Source organism: Quadrisphaera sp. DVD1 (assembly GCF_058932755.1).
The window spans coordinates 1-2,509 of the sequence record NZ_JBZYWI010000241.1 but is presented as its reverse complement, the minus strand read 5'-3'; the positions used below and the strand labels follow the sequence as shown (position 1 = coordinate 2,509).

At 75.1% G+C, this 2,509-nt stretch carries 4 protein-coding genes; all 4 read right to left on the bottom strand.

The genetic code is table 11. From position 1 onward, the window contains the following. Positions 1–209: translation initiation factor IF-2 N-terminal domain-containing protein (locus AC5FZL_RS16440; protein ID WP_493619953.1), on the bottom strand; the 209-nt coding region annotated here is incomplete at its 3' end. Positions 210–269: 60 nt separating this feature from the next. Continuing rightward, positions 270–704 carry a YlxR family protein gene (locus AC5FZL_RS16435; protein WP_493619952.1) on the bottom strand — a complete coding sequence of 145 codons (435 nt, stop codon included), beginning with the start codon at positions 702–704 and terminating at the stop codon, positions 270–272. A 4-nt stretch (positions 705–708) separates the two neighbouring features. Continuing rightward, positions 709–1,755, bottom strand: coding sequence for a transcription termination factor NusA (gene nusA, locus AC5FZL_RS16430; RefSeq protein WP_493619951.1), 1,047 nt, complete (start codon positions 1,753–1,755; stop codon positions 709–711). Between the two features lies 1 nt (position 1,756). Beyond that, positions 1,757–2,326, bottom strand: a complete 570-nt coding sequence (rimP, locus tag AC5FZL_RS16425) for a ribosome maturation factor RimP (protein ID WP_493619950.1) — start codon at positions 2,324–2,326, stop codon at positions 1,757–1,759. Positions 2,327–2,509: the final 183 nt, after the last annotated feature.

Here is a 2,509-nt window from a genome sequence, read left to right as displayed (position 1 = left end):
ACCGCGGGACGCGGTGCTGCGGGGCGCGCGGAGGCGGAGGACCCGCTCCCGTCGGAGGGGTACTCGGACTTCAGCTTGCGAACGACCGGCGGCTCGATGGTCGAGCTGGCCGACCGGACGAACTCGCCCATCTCGGTGAGCTTGGCCATGAGGACCTTGCTCTCGACGCCGAGGTCCTTGGCGAGCTCGTATACCCGGACTTTTGCCACTTCTCTCCTGTCTCGGTCCGGGCGAGGCAGGCTCGGACCGTCGTCAGTGCTGGGGGGTGTTCATCGCTGGGAGCTCATCGGGTGCCCATCAGATGCTGACCCGCTTCCGGTGCTCGTCGACGGTGGATGTGGTGCTGGTGGAGCGGGGGTGCTGGCGGTGCTCAGCTGCTGCAGGTGCGACCGCACGGCGGCGACCTCGAGCGGGCCCTGCTGACGCAGAGCGCGCGGGAAGGCGCGCCGCCGCTCGGCGAGGTCCAGGCAGGTCGGGTCGGGATGCACCCAGGCACCTCGCCCCGGCCGCCGTGCCCGAGGGTCCGGGAGGAGCGACCAGACGCCGTCCTCCTGGGCCGCGACCACGCGCAGCAGCTGTGACCGCCCGGCCCGCCGGCGGCACCCGACGCACGTCCGCTGCGGTTCGGCGCGACTCTCGCGAGGTGCGTCGTCCAGCTGCGGTGGTGCGGAAGGGGGTCGCCGAGCGCTCCGCCCGGTCTCCACCAGTCTAGCGCTCCCGGGCGTGCGGCGTGTTCCCGCTGGGGCGCCCGGATCCGCTGGAGCCCTCAGCGCCCTGCGAGCCGTCGGCGCCCTCGGTGTCGGAGTGGATGTCGATGCGCCAGCCGGTGAGGCGCGCGGCCAGGCGGGCGTTCTGCCCCTCCTTGCCGATCGCCAGCGAGAGCTGGAAGTCGGGGACGACGACCCGGGCCGCGCGCGCCTCGGCGTCCACCACCGCCACGGAGGTGACCCGGGCCGGCGAGAGCGCGTTGCCGACGAAGGTCGCCGGGTCGTCGCTGTGGTCGATGATGTCGATCTTCTCGCCCTGCAGCTCGGTCATCACCGCGCGCACCCGGGCGCCCATCGGGCCGATGCAGGCGCCCTTGGGGTTGACCCCGGGCACCCGGGAGCGCACCGCCATCTTCGTGCGGTGGCCCGACTCGCGGGCGATCGCGGTGATCTCGACGCTGCCGTCGGCGACCTCGGGCACCTCGAGGGCGAACAGCGACCGCACGAGGTCGGGGTGGGTGCGCGAGACGGTGATCGACGGGCCTCGGGGGCCTCGGCGGACCGAGAGCACGAACGCCCGCAGCCGCGTGCCGTGGGTGTAGTCCTCCCCCGGCACCTGCTCGGCGGGCGGCAGGACGGCCTCGACGTCGCCGAGGTCGAGGTGGACCATCCGGCGGTCGGCGGCCTGCTGCACGACCCCGCTGACGATGTCGCCCTCGCGGCCGGCGAAGGCGCCGAGGACCTTCTCGTCCTCCAGCTCGCGCAGGCGCTGCATGATCACCTGGCGGACGGTGGTGGCGGCGACGCGGCCGAACCCGGACGGCGTCGCGTCCCACTCGCGCACGGCGCCGCTCTCGGCGTCGGTCTCGGTGGCCCAGACGACCACGCGTCCGGTCTTGCGCTCCACCTCCACGCGCGCGCGGGCCTCGTGGCCCTCCGTGCGCTGGTAGGCCAGCAGCATGGCGTGCTCGACGGCGGCCACGAGGACGTCGAAGGGCACCTCGCGCTCGCGCTCGATCATCCGCAGCGCGGCCAGGTCGATGTCCACCTCAGCCCTCCCCGTCCTCGTCGTCGAGCTCGTCGTCGCCAGCAGCGTCGAGCCCGTCCTCGTCGTCGTCCTCGTCCGCGGCGTCGTCGGCGTCGTCCTCTGCCGCGCCCGGCCGGGAGAACTCCACCTGCACCCGCCCGGTACCCAGGTCCGCCCAGGCCACCGCGCGAGCGGCGCCGTCGACGTCGAGCACCACGCCGTCGTCGTCCACGGCCACCACGCGCCCGGTCACCTCGGTGCCGGCGACCGCCACCGCCACGAGGCGGGTGCGCGCGCGCGACCAGTGCCGCCGCTCGCTCAGGGGGCGGTCCACGCCCGGCGTGGACACCTCCAGGACGTACGGGGCGCCGCCGAGGACGCGGTCGTCCGCGTCCAGCGCGGCGGCCACCGCGCGGGAGACCACCGCCACCTGGTCGAGGTCGAGGCTGCCGAGGGCGTCGTCGGGCAGGTCGACGACCACGCGGACCACGCGCCGCTTGCCGGCGGGGGCGACGGTGACGCCCTCGAGGACGAGACCGGAGGCGGCCACGGCAGGCTCGACCACCTCGTGCACGCGGTCGTTGGGGGACACCGGGGCTCCTGGTTCTACGGGGTCTGGCGGGAGGGCGAGGGAGGGGGCCGCGACACCGGCCCGCCTGCGGACCGCTCGCGGTCGGGCGCCTCGAGGACGCCCGTGCTGGTCCTGAGCCTACCGAGCCGACGCGCCGCCCCAGAACGGCGGTCAGCCCGCCCCGGCGGCCGGGGCGTGCGAGGA